Origin of the sequence: Limnohabitans sp. T6-5, from assembly GCF_003063315.1 — a bacterium.
Classification (GTDB): domain Bacteria; phylum Pseudomonadota; class Gammaproteobacteria; order Burkholderiales; family Burkholderiaceae_C; genus Limnohabitans_A.
This window is the reverse complement of record NZ_NERV01000001.1, coordinates 303,213-317,961: the sequence shown is the minus strand read 5'-3', so window position 1 is coordinate 317,961 and position 14,749 is coordinate 303,213. Positions and strand designations below refer to the sequence as shown.

General features: G+C 60.9%; 13 protein-coding genes. 7 read left to right on the top strand and 6 right to left on the bottom strand.

Going from position 1 to position 14,749, the window contains the following annotated elements; all coding sequences use genetic code 11:
• Positions 1 to 29 precede the first annotated feature (29 nt).
• From B9Z51_RS01200 to B9Z51_RS01180, 5 genes are all read right to left on the bottom strand, one after another.
• The gene (locus tag B9Z51_RS01200) at positions 30 to 1,190 is read right to left on the bottom strand and encodes an acyl-CoA dehydrogenase family protein (RefSeq protein WP_108371123.1); all 1,161 of its coding nucleotides are present in this window, start codon (positions 1,188 to 1,190) and stop codon (positions 30 to 32) included.
• A gap of 204 nt (positions 1,191 to 1,394) precedes the next feature.
• On the bottom strand, positions 1,395 to 2,204 hold the full coding sequence (locus B9Z51_RS01195; protein WP_108371121.1) for a sugar phosphate isomerase/epimerase: 810 nt from the start codon (positions 2,202 to 2,204) through the stop codon (positions 1,395 to 1,397).
• Between the two features lie 4 nt (positions 2,205 to 2,208).
• Positions 2,209 to 4,617 carry an FAD-dependent oxidoreductase gene (locus B9Z51_RS01190; RefSeq protein WP_108371119.1) on the bottom strand — a complete coding sequence of 803 codons (2,409 nt, stop codon included), beginning with the start codon at positions 4,615 to 4,617 and terminating at the stop codon, positions 2,209 to 2,211.
• A gap of 16 nt (positions 4,618 to 4,633) precedes the next feature.
• A complete protein-coding gene (locus B9Z51_RS01185) occupies positions 4,634 to 5,467 on the bottom strand; it encodes an IclR family transcriptional regulator (protein WP_108371118.1) in 834 nt (277 codons plus the stop codon).
• A 10-nt stretch (positions 5,468 to 5,477) separates the two neighbouring features.
• A complete protein-coding gene (locus B9Z51_RS01180; RefSeq protein WP_108371116.1) occupies positions 5,478 to 6,524 on the bottom strand; it encodes a Gfo/Idh/MocA family protein in 1,047 nt (348 codons plus the stop codon).
• A gap of 105 nt (positions 6,525 to 6,629) precedes the next feature.
• Between B9Z51_RS01180 and B9Z51_RS01175 the strand changes: the two genes are divergently transcribed.
• The 7 genes from B9Z51_RS01175 to B9Z51_RS01145 all read left to right on the top strand — a co-directional run bounded on the left by B9Z51_RS01175 (position 6,630) and on the right by B9Z51_RS01145 (position 13,968).
• The gene (locus B9Z51_RS01175) at positions 6,630 to 7,436 is read left to right on the top strand and encodes a shikimate dehydrogenase (RefSeq protein WP_108371114.1); all 807 of its coding nucleotides are present in this window, start codon (positions 6,630 to 6,632) and stop codon (positions 7,434 to 7,436) included.
• A 1-nt stretch (position 7,437) separates the two neighbouring features.
• On the top strand, positions 7,438 to 9,177 hold the full coding sequence (locus B9Z51_RS01170) for an FAD-dependent oxidoreductase (RefSeq protein ID WP_108371112.1): 1,740 nt from the start codon (positions 7,438 to 7,440) through the stop codon (positions 9,175 to 9,177).
• A 172-nt stretch (positions 9,178 to 9,349) separates the two neighbouring features.
• A complete protein-coding gene (locus B9Z51_RS01165; RefSeq protein WP_233254779.1) occupies positions 9,350 to 10,480 on the top strand; it encodes an ABC transporter substrate-binding protein in 1,131 nt (376 codons plus the stop codon).
• Between the two features lie 123 nt (positions 10,481 to 10,603).
• On the top strand, positions 10,604 to 11,479 hold the full coding sequence (locus B9Z51_RS01160) for a branched-chain amino acid ABC transporter permease (protein ID WP_108371110.1): 876 nt from the start codon (positions 10,604 to 10,606) through the stop codon (positions 11,477 to 11,479).
• Positions 11,476 to 12,456 (top strand): branched-chain amino acid ABC transporter permease, encoded by a 981-nt coding sequence (locus tag B9Z51_RS01155; protein WP_108371108.1) that lies wholly within the window; start codon positions 11,476 to 11,478, stop codon positions 12,454 to 12,456. Before B9Z51_RS01160 ends, B9Z51_RS01155 begins: the two co-directional genes overlap by 4 nt.
• Positions 12,453 to 13,214 (top strand): ABC transporter ATP-binding protein, encoded by a 762-nt coding sequence (locus B9Z51_RS01150; protein ID WP_108371106.1) that lies wholly within the window; start codon positions 12,453 to 12,455, stop codon positions 13,212 to 13,214. The genes B9Z51_RS01155 and B9Z51_RS01150 overlap by 4 nt, the downstream gene beginning before the upstream one ends.
• A gap of 1 nt (position 13,215) precedes the next feature.
• Positions 13,216 to 13,968 (top strand): ABC transporter ATP-binding protein, encoded by a 753-nt coding sequence (locus B9Z51_RS01145; protein ID WP_108371104.1) that lies wholly within the window; start codon positions 13,216 to 13,218, stop codon positions 13,966 to 13,968.
• A 3-nt stretch (positions 13,969 to 13,971) separates the two neighbouring features.
• Here B9Z51_RS01145 and B9Z51_RS01140 read toward each other — a convergent pair whose 3' ends face one another.
• A complete protein-coding gene (locus B9Z51_RS01140; RefSeq protein ID WP_108371102.1) occupies positions 13,972 to 14,745 on the bottom strand; it encodes an IclR family transcriptional regulator C-terminal domain-containing protein in 774 nt (257 codons plus the stop codon).
• Between the last annotated feature and the right edge of the window lie 4 nt (positions 14,746 to 14,749).

The following is a 14,749-nucleotide window of genomic DNA, read 5'->3' as shown; positions in this document are numbered from 1 at the left end:
GCTTGCAATGCGGCGTGTCGTTGAAAAATTCAGCGGTTCACATCAAACAGCACAGCGCCTTTTTTCATTGCACTCTTGGCAATCACGCCACGGTGGATCTCACTGGTGCCGTCATAGATGCGGTAAATCCGTGCATCGCGGTAATAGCGCTCGATGGACAACTCCTTGCAAAAGCCCATGCCGCCAAATACCTGCACCGCACGGTCCACCACGCGGCCCAGGGTCTCAGCCGCGTGCACTTTGACCATGGCAATCTGCTCGCGTGCGTCCATGCCTTGGTCCAGCATCCAGGCCGCGTGGTAGACCATCCAGCGGGCGGCGTTGATCTCGATCACGCTGTCGGCGATCATCTGCTGCACCATCTGGAAATCGCCGATCTTGGTGCCGAACTGCTTGCGTTCATTGGACCAGTTCAGCATCAACTCGCACACATGCGTGGCCTTGCCCACGGCGCGGGCACCCACCTGCGCCAAGCGCACCACATTGAGCGCTCCCATGGCCAGCTTGAAACCCTGACCCGCTTCGCCCAGCAGGGCGGCGTCTTCGAGTTGAACGTTGTCAAAGAACAGCTCCAGATGCGGCGTGCCGCGCAGGCCCATCATCTTCTGGTCTTTGCCCACGGTGAAACCGGCCAAGCCTTTGTCCACCATGAACATCGAGATTTCTTTTTCGCCGGTTTTGGCTGACACCAAAAAGAAGTCGCTCCACTCGCCATCGCTGATGAAGTGCTTGGTGCCGTTGAGCACCCAGCCTTTGTCGTTTTTCTTGGCGTTGGTTTTGATGCCTGCCGCGTCCGAGCCTGCGCCCGATTCGGTGATGGTGATGGCGCAGGTGCGCTTGCCCGCTACTGCGGGTTTGAGCCAGCGCTCAATTTGCTCACCCTTGCAATGCAGCAGTGGCTCGTACACATTGCCAAAAGCGCGGCGGATCAGGATGTCGGTGGTGTGGCCGAACTGCTCTTCGCACAGGATGCGGTCCATGTTGGACAGGCCACCACCGCCCAGCTCTGCCGGCATGTTCATGCCGTACAAGCCCAGGGCCTTGGCTTTGTCGTGGATGGCTTGGGCTTTGCGGTTGTCGAGAAACCCTTTGTCCTCGATCTCGTGCTCAAGGGGCTGCAGTTCTTCGGCGATGAAACGGCGCACCGTTTCGATCATCATTTTTTGTTCGTCGTTGAGAGAAAAGTCCATGAGGTGCTCCGGATGTTTGAAAGATGTTGGCTTGTGAGTGGTTATTTGTAGGTCGGAGCTTCAGCTTCGACACAGTGCAGCACAGCAGCTTGTCGGGGCTAAAGCCGCCGACCTACAAGATCCGGCTTTTCAAGCACTGCTGAACCAACGTGCCCCAAAGAAGAAAGGCAGGCGGGAGAGTTTTTCAAAACGGCGGAACATGGCTCAGGCTTCCACAAAAGGGCGGCTCTTGGCCAGGCATTCGGCGGCCCAGTCCTGTACCGAGGTCTGGGCTTCGCGGCCAAAGTTCACCACCTCGACGCTGACTGGCAGGTCGGCGGGCAGGGCGTCAAACAGACCTTGCACATCGATGCTGCCGTCGCCAGGCAAGAGGCGCTCGCAGCGGGCAGTGTGGATCATTTCTTCGGTCGTGAAATTCAGACCCCCTTGGGCATCGCAAATTTGTGCGTAGTGCAGCAGTTCGCGCGGGATGGCGCGGATGTCGTCGAGCGTGGTGTTGGACCTGCCAAAGTGCAGCGCATCGACCAGGATGCCTGCGTTGTTGGGGCTACCCGCGTTCTGCACAATGCGCAGCGCCGATTTCGCGTCTTTCACGGCTGTCCATGGCATGAACTCCAGATCGGCTGTCATGCCAAAAGGCTTCATGACTTCGCACAGGCGGGCGTAGTTCTCGGTCAGGCGGGCTTCGTTGGCATCGTCACCGGCCACCAAAATGGCCTTGGCTTTCAGGGCCGCGCCAGCGTCGTACAGCGCATCCCAGGTGTGCGGGTCAAAACTTTCGCTGATGCGGATGATTTCCAGATCGAAAACGCCCACGCCGGTGTCACGCTGTGCCGCCAGGGTTTCGCGCAGGGCTTCAGGCTGGCCCAGCAGGTGCTGTTGTGGCGCGCCGGGGGCGTTGGGCCACAGGCGAAGGCCTACAAAGCTGTAGCCCGTTTGCGCGGCGACCTGGACGGCTTGTGCAGGCGGGCAGCGATGCGAGCTCAGGTAGGCGAGGGAGTAGATGCGTGTCATCGGTTTACTTCAGTGGCGACACCGCCGTGGGCATGGCCATCGTCGAGACCATGTTCGTCGTCAGGTGCGCTGGCCCGCCTTTGGGCGGCCAGATGCCTTGGGCCACGGCTTCGCCGCGGATCTGGCTGCGGGCGTTCAGGCTGTCGTAGGCCCAGATGTTGGTGAAACGCAGCGGGCCGTCGAGTGCCACCATGGCCACCACGCAAGGCGAGAGCTTGTCGCGGGCGGGCACGTACTGTTCCCACAGGTCGATGGTGGGCTGCACGCCGCCGGCCTTGATGCCGTAGGTGCGGATTTCGTAGACCGGGCCGCTGATGCCACTCTCAGCGCTGGGGCGCACGGGCTTCATCCAGGGGAAGCCTTTGTAGCTGTGTTGCTCCAGCGACTGGTAAATTTCGCCGCAGCCGAACGGACTGGCGCTTTGCTGGGTGCGCTCGCGTTCGGCCTGCAAAGCGTCCAATGTGGCAAAGCCGCGCAGCACGATCATCTGGTTGAGCACGCCAATGTCGGTGAACCAGCAGCCCAGCAATTCGCCTTGGGAATCAGGCGCAGTGGCAAAAGCCTGCACATGCGTGGCGGCTTGCCCTGCGGTGCCAAAGGGCAGGGTCATGGTGGCGAGTTCGTAGTACATGGTGTTGGCTTTCGAGGTGTCAGTTGAAATTGTCGTGATCGGGTATTCGCAGGTGGTCGCAGGGTCGCGACCTGCGGCGTGGTGCGCGGCGATGAAGCCAAAAGTCATGGCCGGGCCGAGTGTGATGCCGCCGGCCGGGTAGTGGCCGCCCATCATGCTGCTCAGATCATTGCCACCGGCATACAGGCCGGGAATAGCTTGGCCTTGGGCGTCGATGACTTGTGCGTGGTCGTTCACGCGCAGACCGGCGAAGGTGCCCAAGCTGCCCATGACGACTTTGACGGCATAAAACGGGCCGCGCTTGATGGGGCCCATGCAGGGGTTGCGCAGGCCGCGTCGGCTGGCGTTGATGGCGTCGCCCTGGATGCGGTTGTAGGGCGTTTCGCCTTTGCCAAAGTCGCGGTCCTTGCCGTCTTGCGCCAAGGCGTTGTAGCTCTGCACCGTGGCTTGCAGGGCTTGGGCGTCGATGCCGCAAGCCTCGCCCAACTCCAGCAGTGATTGACCGCGTTTCAGATAGCCGTTTTTCAGCCAAGGGCCGAGCGGCATGGGTGCGGGCTTGACCGCGCCCAGTCCGTAGTAGCGGATGAATGCGTGGTCACAAATCAGCCAGGCCTCAGGCTTGTGATCGGCGGGTGTCGCGGCCAGCAGGTCTTGCATGAAATCGTGGTATGAGTTGGCCTCGTTGGCAAAGCGCAAACCCTTGGATGTGACAGCGATCAGGCCGGGTTTGGCGCGTTCGATCAGGTGCGGGAAATGCGCCAAGCTGCCGTCCTGGCGGGGCACCAAGGACACGGGGGCCAATGCTGCCGCTTGCACCAAGTCGCTCGCCACCACGCCGCCTGCGGATTCGCCCAAGCGCAGGCCGTCGCCCGTGTTGCCCCGGTTGCCAGCCGACCAGTGCTCATGGCCCGTGGGGGCATGGGGCAGCAGTTGCTGTTTGCGCGCTGGGTCGTGTGGAAAGCCGCCGGTGGCCAGCACCACGCCGCAGCGGGCTTGGATGCTGACCTCGCCTTGCGGTGTTTGGATCACGGCACCCGTGACGCGGCCTTCGTTTTGCAGCAGCCGCACAGCCGGGCTGTTCACGCGAATGTCGACACCCAGATCATAGGCGGACTTAGCCAGCCCACCGATCAGCGCATTGCCATTGACCAGTCGCGTGCCCCGGCGGTGCACCAGCAGGTCACGCCCATGGCGCAGCAGCAGTTTGGCGACGTGCCAGAACGAGGCTGGCTTGTGCAGGGCGTTTAAAAAATGCCGCAGCTCAGCACCCGAGGCGATGCCCATGCCCCACAAGGTGGTCTCGTGAAGCGGGGGCTTGAGGTCGTGCAGGCGCTCGCCCAGTTGTCTGGCATCAAAAGGCGCCGCGCAAATCGAGCGGCCACCCAGGGCCGCGTCGATGGTGTGGCCATGAAAGTCGGGGATGGCGTTGCCATCGATGAACTGCAGCGCGGTGTGGCGACGAAAGAACTCGACCATGCGCGGGCCGTTCTTCAGAAAGGCGAGGGCGCGGGACTCGTCAAATTTTTCGCCCAATTCGCGGCGCAGGTAAGACAGCGGTTTTTCGATGCGCTCCAGCAGGCCCGAATCGACCGCCAGCGGATTGCGTGGCACCCACATCCAGCCGCCCGACCAGGCGGTGGTGCCACCGTATTGCGGGTCTTTCTCGACCACGATGACCTTCAGGCCCAGGTGCGCGGCGGTGACGGCGGCAGACAGTGCCCCGGCCCCAGAACCGACGACCAGCAAGTCGCAGGTGTTGTCAGGTGTGAAGTTCGAAGGCATGGGCAATCCGCTCGGCTCAGAGTGCGTAAATTGGCTTGCGCCCATCGGTGGGTGTTGCATTGCCGACCTCAGCGGTCAGGCTGAAAAATGGCGATGCACCGCTGGACGCGGCCAGCTGTTGCGCGATGCTGAGCAGCTCGGGCGCGAGGGCTTGCATTTTTTCAAGGTTGAAGCGCACGGTGGGGCCTGCAATTGTCAGCACGCCAAACGCGGGCTGACCCGCAAAGCGCACAGGTGCGGACATGGCCGACAGGCCAGCGGTATAAGTGTCGGTGGTCAGGCTGTAACCGCGCTCGCGGGTTTGGGTCACAGCCTCCATCACGGCTTGCAAGCTGGTGGGGGCGGCAGGGCCGAACTGTTCCGGCTGGCCCAGACCTTGTTTGGCCACCAAGGCCAGGGCCGCGTCATCGCTGAGCGTCGACAGCAAGGCCCAGCCCGAGGACGAGCAGGACAGGCGGGCATCGCTGCCCATGTCGGGGTCGTAACGCAGGCCTTGGCGTGCGCCTTGGGCGCGGGCCACCCAGGTCAGGCGCTCGCCGTCGACCACCGACAAGCGCACCAGCTCGCCCGAGACTTCGGCCAAGCGGTTGAGCAGGGGCTGGGCGATGTCGACGATGCCGCTGTTGCTGAGGTAACTCAGGCCCATGGACACCAGCTTGGTGGTCAGCAGGTAGTCGCCGTGGCCGCGTGTCTGACGCACATAGCCCAGGCGCACCAGATCGCTCAGCAGGCGGTGTGTGCCGCTGCGAGGAATGTCCAGCCGGTCGGCAATCGCGGCCAACTCCAGGCCTTCGCCGTGTTGCGATAGCAATTCGAGAATGCCCAGGGTTCTTTCGAGGACGCCGCTCATGAGTGTTCCTTCACGCTGTGAATGCCGGGCAGACTTGCCGCTGGCCCGTGTGCGCCGCGTGCAGCAGGGCCTGCGTGGCTTGCAGGGTGCGCCAGCCGTCCAGAGCCGAACAAATGGGCTGTTCGCGTTTTTCGGCCACCGCGCGGAAGTGGCGCAACTGTTGCACATACACGTCGATCTCGTGTACCCGGCTTTGCTCGCGCATCATTTCGCGGTGCCAGTGTCGCTCGCCCTCGTAGCGCCACAGCGCCAGATCGGGCAGCGACAGCGAGCCTTGTGTGCCCGACAAAAAATGCGATTGCACGTTCTGACGAGGGTACTGGCTTTGCTCGCCCGCACAAAAATCCCAGCACCAGGGCGAGACGGCGGTGTCCGAGACCGTCATCACAGCTTGTGTGCCACAAGCAAATTCAAACAAGGCTGAGCCGGTGTCTTCCACTTCAAAACCCCGCACCGCGCTGGACAGGCAGCCCTGCACCGCGCGCACTTCGCCGAGCAAAAACACCAGCATGTCGATGTCGTGGATCAGGTTGATCAGCACCGGCCCGCCACCGGCTTGGCGTCGCCAGGCCACATCAAAGTAAGCAGCGGGTTTGTAAAAGTTGGCCATCACGTTGGCGCTGAGCACCTGGCCCAAGCGTCCGTCCCTCACGATTTGGCAAGCCCTTTGCAAGATCGGGTTGTGGCGGCGGTGGTGGCCCACCAGCACGGGCACGCCGGTGTCTTTTTCGATCTGGATCAGGCGCTCGGCCGCGTGCAGCGTATCGGTCACCGGCTTTTCGATCAGCACCGCGATGCCATGCGCCATGCAGTTGGCCGCCACTTCCACATGCGTGGCGTTTGGGGTGGCGATCACCACGCCTTGGGGGTGGGTGGCGTCCAGCAAAGCGAGGTGGTTTTCAAACACAGTGATATTCCGCTCGGCGCACCACTGGCGACCGGCCAGGCTCGGCTCGGCCACCCCCACCAAAGCGAACTCGGGTGTTTTCAGGATGCGCTCGATGTGCGTCCGGCCTATTACGCCAGCGCCAATCACGGCCAGAGGGAACTTTTGCATGGGTCTTTGCAGTGGGGAAAGGGGTTTCGATGGCGCCAGTATATTGAATTTTGGAAATAAATTCAAAAATGGAATCTAATTCCGTTTTTATGTATCATCCCGGCCATGAACACCAACAAGCCTTTGAATCTGGACGGTGCTTCGCGCATCCATTTCATCGTGGGCGATCCGATTGCCCAGGTTAAATCGCCTGCGGGCGTGAGCCGGTCTTTTCAGGATGTGGGGCTGAACGCCTTGTGCATCCCGGCCCATGTGGCACCGGCCGATCTGGCCGCCTGGATGGCGGGCGTGTCCTTGTGCAAAAACGTGGACGGCATCATCGTGACGGTGCCGCACAAGTTCGCTTACTTTGATCTGTGCGCGACCACCTCGGACCGTGGCGCATTTTTGAAATCCATCAACACCTTGCGCCGCAATGCCGACGGCTCTTGGCATGGCGACATGTTTGATGGCCAAGCCTATGTGCAGGCTTTGGCTTTGAAAGGCCTCAAGCTGGCGGGCAAAAAAGCCTTGCTGGTGGGCGCAGGCGGAGCGGGCTCGGCCATTGCGTATTCACTGGCCACAGGCGGCTTGCGCGAACTGGCCATCCATGACGAAGACATTGCGCGCCGCGATACGTTGGTGCAGCGTCTGGCCGCGCTGGGTCAGTGCCGCGTGGTCGCAGGCAGCAGCGACCCGACAGGCTTTGACATCGCCATCAACGCCACACCGATGGGCATGAAAGAGGGCGATCCGCACCCGATCGATGCTTCGAAGTTCAAGCCGGACTTGTTTGTCGGTTGCGTGATCACCGCGCCCGCTGTGCCACAGATGATTGCCGCAGCCCGTGCATGGGGCTGCAACACCCTGACCGGGTCCGAGATGTTCGTCCAGGTCAAAGACCTGATGGTCGAATTTTTAATGGGGAAATGAGATGCAAGTTCTGAAGAACGGTCTGGAAGGCTTGAAAGACGGCGCCGAGTTTGACCTGGTGGTCATCGGTGCGGGCGGTGCGGGTTTGTCGGCGGCAGTGTTTGCCGCCATCGATGGCGCCAAAGTGCTGGTGGTTGAACGCACCGAATTTGTCGGCGGCACCACCGCCTGGTCGGCGGGCACCACCTGGGTGCCGGGCACACACCATGCTGCCAAGGTCAATCCAAGTGACACCCTTGCCAATGTGACGACTTATCTGAACCATGCCGTGGGCACACAAGCGCCTGCGGCTTTGCGTGACGCCTTCTTGAAGTACGGTGCTGAGGCGGTGGCCAAAATCGAAGCGCAGACCCCAGTGAGATTCCGTCCTTACCCCAAGCATCCGGACTACATCAGCGATTTGCCTGGCTCGACCTTGAATGGCCGTGCGCTGGAGCCCGTGCCTTTCGATGGCCGCTTGCTGGGCGAATTGTTCCCGCTGCTGCGCCCGCCAATCCCTGAATTCACGGTGCTCGGCGGCATGATGGTGGACCGCACCGACATCAACCATTTGCTGGCCATGACGAAGTCTTGGCCCTCGTTCAAGCATTCGGTCAGCATCCTGTGGCGGCATCTGCGCGATCGCCTGTCCCACGCCCGCGGCACCCGTTTGGTGATGGGCAACGCCTTGGTGGGCCACTTGCTGCATGCCTTGTCCAAGCAAGGCACGGCGACCTTGGCGCTCAAGACCTCGGTTGATGCACTGGAGCGCGACGACAAAGGCCGCGTGGTGGCCGTGCGTTTGAGCAGCGCCACCGGCAAGGCCCGCGTGCTGGCCAAGCATGGCGTGGTGCTGGCCAGTGGTGGCTTCAACCGCGACCCGGTTTTGCGCGCTGAAAAATTGCCCGGCATTCCCGCCGAGTGGTGCCCCGCTGCCCCCGGCCACACTGGCGAGGCGCAGGCTTTGGCACGCGGCTTGGGCGCCGTTGAAGGGCAGGGCGCACAAAGCCCCGCCTTCTGGGCACCGGTTTCCTTGCGCCAACGTGCCGACGGCAGCACGGCGGTGTTCCCGCACTTCGTGATGGACCGCGCCAAGCCAGGCATGATCACCGTCAACCAGGCCGGTGCGCGCTTTGTGAACGAGAGCACTTCTTACCACCTGTTTGCACTGGGCATGCAGGCGGCCCAGCAAGCCGTCCCCGCTTATTTGGTGGCCGATGCCAAAGCCCTGCGCCAATACGGCATGGGCATGGTGCGCCCCGGTGGCAAAGGCCTGGCGCCGTTTCTGACCGATGGCTACCTGACCGAAGGTGCCAGTCTGGATGCGTTGGCCCACAAGCTGGGCATCTCGGCCGAGGGCTTGGCCCAAGCGGTGGCTGATAACAACGCATTCGCCCAGACTGGCGTGGACACGCAGTTCCAGCGCGGTGTCACGGCCTACCAGCAAAACATCGGCGATACCGCAGCCGGTGGCCGCAACCCCAATTTGGGGGCGATGAGCGAAGGCCCTTACTACGCCGTCAAGCTCTACCCCGGCGACATTGGCGCGGCGCAAGGCCTACAGACCAATGAACACGCGCAGGTGCTCAATGCAAAGGGCCAGGCGATAGACGGTTTGTATGCCGTGGGCAATGACATGAATTCCATCATGGGCGGTGTGTACCCGGCCCCCGGTATCACGATTGGTCCCGGTTTGGTGTTCGCCCATGCGGCCGCTCGGCATGCTTTGGCGGGGTCGACGCTTCTCGGGTCTAACCCCTAATACGTTCGATCATCGAACGCATTGGCGCGATCATTGAACTATCAGCCTCGCCTGCTTGGCAAGGTTGTTGGAAATGCCCACTACATTCGCATCACCTTGCCCTGCATGGAAAAACGTTTTTCAACCCCCTGGCCGTGCAAGCTGGCCTGATTCCACCCACGAGGAGACCTCTGTGAAAGCTACCCTGAAAACCCTGGCCGTCTGCACCGCATTGGCCGTGTCTGGCTTGGCACAAGCCCAAGACATCAAGATCGCCAACATCGTTGAATTGTCGGGCCCCGGCACCACCGCCGGTACCGTGTTCAAGAACGGGGTGGAACTGGCCATCAAGGAAATCAACGCCTCCGGCGGCATCCTGGGCAAGAAAATCAGCTACACCACCGAAGATACCCAGACCAACCCTGGCGTGGCCAAGGGCTTGACCCAAAAGGCCGTGGACAACGACACCTTCGCCATCTTTGGCCCCGTGTACTCCGGCTCCATCATGGTCTCCATGGCCGAATCCAAGCGTGGCGAAACGCCTAACTTCACCGGTGGTGAAGCCGCTGCGATCACCGCACAAGGCAACCCTTATGTGTTCCGCACCGCCTTCGGTCAGAGCGTGTCTTTCCCCAAGTTGGCCAAGTTCATCACGTCCAAAGCCAAGACCTTGGCCATCGTCTATGTGAACAACGACTTCGGCAAAGGCGGTCGTGACACCTTGACCAAGCTGCTCGAAGGCACTTCGACCAAGGTCGTGGCCGACATCTCGACCGACGCTGGTCAGGTGGACTTCTCGGCCGCTGTGCTCAAAGCCAAGCAGACCGATGCCGATGCGATTTTTGTGTACACCAACGAAGAAGAGTCGGCCCGTGCCCTGCGCGAATTCCGCAAGCAAGGCGTGAAGAAAATGCTGATCGGCGAAACCACGCTGACAGGCCAGAAAGTGATCGAGCTGGCTGGCGAAGCCGCCAACGGCGCGCTGGCCCACGTGGGTCTGACGGTCGATGCCCCTCAGTTCAAGGCCTTCGGTGCCAAGTACAAGGCCGAATACAAGACCGAGTCGGACCACAACGGCATCAAGGGCTACACCGGCATGTACGTGCTCAAGGCCGCGATTGAAAAAGCCGGCAAGCTGGATCGCAAGGCCGTGGCTGCAGCCATCCGCAACAGCTGCTTCAACGTCAAGCAACACCCCGGCATCCTGATGGACGTGTGCTTTGACGACAAAGGCGATCTGGATCGCGAGAGCTTCCTGATCGAAGTCAAGAACGGTCACCCCGTGATCAACGCGACCTTGCCAGCACTGAACGCCAAGAAGTAATCCGCGTGGTTGAAAACAAAGCGGGCTCTATCGAGGCCCGCCTTTTTTCAGGCCAAGCGGGCTGCATCAGCCCGCGCAGGCGGCCTGTGTAATGCCTGCACCCCCAGTTTTCGGAGTTCATCCATGACCGACTTTTTACAACTCTTCTTCAGTGGCCTGGCCACCGGCAGCATTTATGCGCTGGCAGCTTTGGGCTTCACCTTGCTGTGGCAGGCGTCTGGCACCATCAACTTCGCGCAAGGCGAATTCGTGATGTTGCCCGCCTTCATGATGGTGATGCTGCTGGGCTCGGGCCTGTCGTTGTATTTCGCTTTCGCATTGACCATCGTGCTGTCGGTCGTGATTTTGGGCTGGATGTTCAAGCGCGGTCTGGTGGACCCTTTGTTCAAGTACGGCATGATGCCCATCGTCGTGGCCACTATTGGCCTGTCGATCGCCATGCGCAATGGCGTGCGCGCCGGTTACAGCGCTGAACCCCAACCTTTTCCGCAGGTGTTTCCGGACGTGATCTTTGACGTGATGGGCGTGACCTTTTCTGCCGGTGACGTGGGCACCTTCGTGTTCGCCATGGTGCTGGTGCTGGTGACGCAGGCCTTTTTGAACAAAACCGTCACGGGCCGCGCCATGCAGGCGGTGGCCCAAAACACCGAAAGCGCTTCGGTGTTGGGCATCAACGTGCCGCGCATGATTTTCTACACTTTCGCCATCAACGCGATCCTGGCGGCCGCTGCCGCCTTGCTGGTGACCCCCACGTATCTGGCCAAGTTCGACATGGGTGAGGGCTTGGGCAACAAGGCCTTCTTCGCCGCCATCATTGGCGGCTTCAACAACTCGCGCGGTGCGCTGGTGGGCGGCTTGCTGGTGGGTGTCTGTGAAAACCTCGCGGCAGCCTACATCTCGCCCGCTTACAAAGACGCGGTCGCCCTGGTCATCTTCATGGTCGTGATCTTGTTCAAGCCTCAGGGCCTGCTCGGCAAGAAAGAGGAGCGCAAAGTATGAAAAAGCTCAACCTGTTGCTGGCGGTGCTCGTTCTGGCCGCACTCATCATCGTGCCCGGTTTCCTCAAGAACTACGGCATCCACATGTTCACCACTTGGCTGGTGTTCATCATCGCCACCATGGGCCTGAACCTCACCGTGGGTTATGCCGGTCAAAAGTCGTTGGGTCATGCCGCTTTCTTTGGCATCGGGGCCTACACCGTGGCCATCATGCTCAAGGCGGGTTTCAGCTTTTGGCTGGGCTTGCCAGTGGCTGCGCTGATTTGCTTTTTTACCGGCCTGGCGCTCGGCTTTCCGGCACTGCGTGTGCAGACCATCTATCTGGCGTTTGCCACGTTGGGGTTCAACTCAGCCTTGTGGCTGGTGATGCGCAACGAAGAGTGGCTCACAGGCGGTACTTACGGCATCAACAACATCGCTCGCCCCAGCTTGGGCGGCATCAGCTTTGACGGCAACCTGGCTTATTACTATCTTGTGCTGTTTTTCACTATCGTGCTGGCGCTGCTGTTGTGGGGCCTGCTGCGCTCGCCCTGGGGCAAGGCCTTCACTGCGCTGCGTGACAACGCCATCCGTGCCGAAAGCCTGGGCATCGACACCCGAAGCTACACCTTGTTGAGCTTTGCCATTGGTGCTGTGTATGCGGGTGTGGCTGGTGGTTTGTATGCCTCGCAGGTGCAGTTCATTGACCCAGCATTGTTCACTGTGGGGGCGTCCATCATGATGTACTTGATGGTGGTGGTCGGTGGCCCGGGTTACTTCTTGGGTCCGATTCTGGGCTCGGCGGTCGGCGTGGTGTTACCTGAATGGTTGCGCTTTGCACAAGCCTGGTATTTGTTTGTCTTTGGTGCCGCTGTGGTGGTGCTCATGATCTGGCTGCCCGATGGCTTGCTCAGCATCCCCGACCGCATCAAGGCCCGCCGCCAATCACGCGCAGCTTCGGCCGCCCGCGCTGCTGCTGGCAAAGGAGTGAAAGCATGATCCAGCCCGTCCTCAAAGTCACCAACATGAAGAAAGCCTACGGCGCCATTCAGGCCGTGGGTGGGGTGTCCTTCGAAGTGCGCCCTGGCGAAATCTTTGGCGTGATCGGCCCGAACGGTTCGGGCAAGACCACCTTGTTCAACAGCATGCTGGGCCAGATCACCCCCGACGAGGGCAAGATCGAACTCAACGGCCAGGACGTGACCACACTCGGCCCGCTCGAATTGAACCGCCGTGGCGTTGGCCGTACATTTCAAACGCTTCAGGTGTTTGGCAAGATGAGCGTGCGCGACAATTTGATCGTGGCGGCGCAAGAACACCAAGGCAGCATGTTCAGTCGCATGTTTGCGCCCACCGATTCGGGTTTGGGTGCCAAGGCCGATGCGTTGATTGACCAATTTCGCATTCGCCATGTGGCCGATAAGAAGGCCGGTGAGCTGAGCTATGGCCAGCAAAAGCTGGTGGACATCGCCATGGCCTTCATGAGCGAGCCCGATCTGGTCTTGCTCGACGAGCCTTGCGCCGGTGTGAACCCTTCCCTCGTGGGCGGCATCAGCACTTTGCTCAAAGAACTGAACCAAACCCGAAGAGCCGACGGGAAGTCCAGCAGCTTTGTGGTGATCGAGCACAACATGGACTTCGTCATGGACCTGTGCCACCGCATCATGGTGATGGTCGAGGGCCAGGTGATGGCCATTGGCACACCCGAAGAAATCCGCGCCAACAAGCAGGTGCTCGACGCTTACTTGGGGAACTGACATGACCGCCACAACAACAGACACCTGCATCGAATTCGACGACGTGGTCGCGGGTTACAAGGATTTCATGATCCTGAACAACCTGTCTTTCAAAGTGCCCAAGGGCTCGATCACGCTGCTGATCGGCCCCAACGGCGCGGGCAAGTCCACCGTGCTCAAAACCCTGTTCGGTTTGCTCAAGCCCCGCCAGGGCAAGATCAAATTGAACGGCAAGGACATCACTGGCGCGACGCAAAAAGCGCTGCTGGCCGATGGCATCGCTTTTGTACCCCAAGGCCGCAACCTGTTTGGCCAGCTCAGCGTGTATGAAAACCTGGAGCTGGGCGGCATCACGCTGGGCATGAAGACCACGCACGAACGCATCCCGGAAGTGTTGGAGTTTTTCCCTCGTGTGAAAGAGCGCATCAACTCGCGTGCCTCGGCCCTGTCGGGCGGTGAGCAAAAGCAGCTGGAAATCGGCCGCGCCTTGCTGCTGCGGCCCAAGGTCTTGCTGATCGACGAGCCCTCGATTGGGCTGTCACCCATGGTGGTCCAAGACGTGTTCAAGCTGCTGCGCAAGTTGGCCGACCAGGGCACCACGGTGCTGATGGTGGAGCAAAACGTCAAGAGCGCGCTCAAGTACTCGGACAATGCCATCGCGCTGGAGTCGGGCCGTTTGGTGCTCTACAAATCGGCCGCAGAAATTCTGGCCGATCCGCAGATGGAGCGCCTGTTTTTGGGCGGTGCGCACACCACCACTGCCGCTACCGTTTGAACTTCAAAGCAGCGGGCGCAGGCTACGCGCCGCTTCCTGAAGGACTGGCAAGATCCGATTCAGGGCATGGTCGGTTTCTTCGCGGTTGATGGGCATGGTCAAGCTGATGGCGCCATGGACCACATTTTTCCGGTCGAGCAAGGGCACCGCGATGCCTCGAAAGTTCAGCTCCAGTTGCTGCTCGGAGACTGCCCAGCCCTGGTGCTTGAAAGCCATGAGTTTTTCGCGCAGCACTTGTTTGCTGGCCAGGGTGAAGGATGTGAATGAACGCAGTTCATGGACTTGTAACCACTCGTCCATGGCCGCTTCTTCGCCACAAGCCAGGATCACCATGCCCGCAGCCGTCACTTGTGCGGGCATGCGAGTGCCCGGCATGTAGCCGCTGGCGGTGTGCCGCTGCAGTCCGCTGCGCGCAATGAAAATCGTATCGTCGCCATCGAGAACGCCCAAATAGGCGATTTCTTCTGTGCCTGAGGTGATGCGCTGCAAAACCGGTTGAACCAGTCGGGGCAAGCGAGCGGATTCGATGTAGGCGTGGCCCAGTCGCAAGATGCGCGGCATCAACCAATAAAGCTTGCCGTCTGTGCCCACATAACCCAGATGCGCCAGCGTTTTAAGGTAACGCCTTGCAGCAGTCCGGGTCATGCCACAACGTGCCCCCATTTCAGTGGCCGTCAGTCGAGGGTGTGCCGCATCAAAGGCTTCGATGAGGTGCAGGCCTTTTTCAAGGCCTGCGATCCAGTCGTGGGGGGCGAGCGCGCCTTCTGCCGCGGGCATGGTT